Consider the following 801-nt stretch of genomic DNA (forward strand, 5'->3'; position numbering starts at 1 on the left):
CGACATGGACATCCTCGCCGGCACGGTAGATGCCGCGTTCGGTCCAGGCATAGACGTCCAGGGCTCCTGGCGCCGCGCGCCCGGTGACGCCGCGGTCGGACAGATCGAAGCCGGCCCGGCCCATGTCGAGGAAGACGAAATCATTGTCGCCCTGCTTGGCCATCAGCACGGCCGGCACCATGCCGCCGTCGCCGCGCGTCAGGCCGGGGTTGAAGACGGCATGGCCATCGGCATCCGATGTCGCCGTGCCGAGAACCTCATTGTTCCTGGCAACCAGCGTCAGTTCGGCGCCGGCGATCGGCTTGGCGCTGCCCAGCGAACGGGCAAAGACATTCAACCCATCCTGGCCGGTATAAGTCGACAGGCCGATGTCGGAGACGACGAACCATTGCGTGGCCATCGAATTGTAGTCGTCGCTCTTGTCATTGACGGCCTGCGCGGTCAGCACATAGACGCCGGGCTTGCGCTGCGGCAGCGCCTCGTCAACCGGGAAGGAGGTGGTGACCTCCTTGTTGAGATCATTGGCGATGTCGAGCTGGCCTTGCCAGACCGGCGCGCCCATCTGCTCGGAAATGTTGGAGATGTCGTAGCCGTCGAGCTGGTGCAGGAACTGGTAGCCCGACAGAAGCTGGGCCAGCGAACGATCGCCGATGCGGTAGAGCTTCATTTCGGCGGCGTTCATGTTGACGGTGACGATCGGAATGCCGCGGCGCGCGCCGGCCGGCAGCACGAAGCTGTCACCGGTGAAGCGGGCGGACGGTGCGCGGTCCTGCACATAGATCGACAGCACCACCGGGGCCG

At 65.3% G+C, this 801-nt stretch carries 1 pseudogene; it reads right to left on the reverse strand.

The window, feature by feature from the left end:
• A pseudogene (locus tag EN750_RS37050) lies at nt 1-801 on the reverse strand (hypothetical protein); the annotation flags it as partial.

This window comes from Mesorhizobium sp. M7A.F.Ca.ET.027.03.2.1, from assembly GCF_003999175.1.
Classification (GTDB): Bacteria; Pseudomonadota; Alphaproteobacteria; order Rhizobiales; family Rhizobiaceae; genus Mesorhizobium.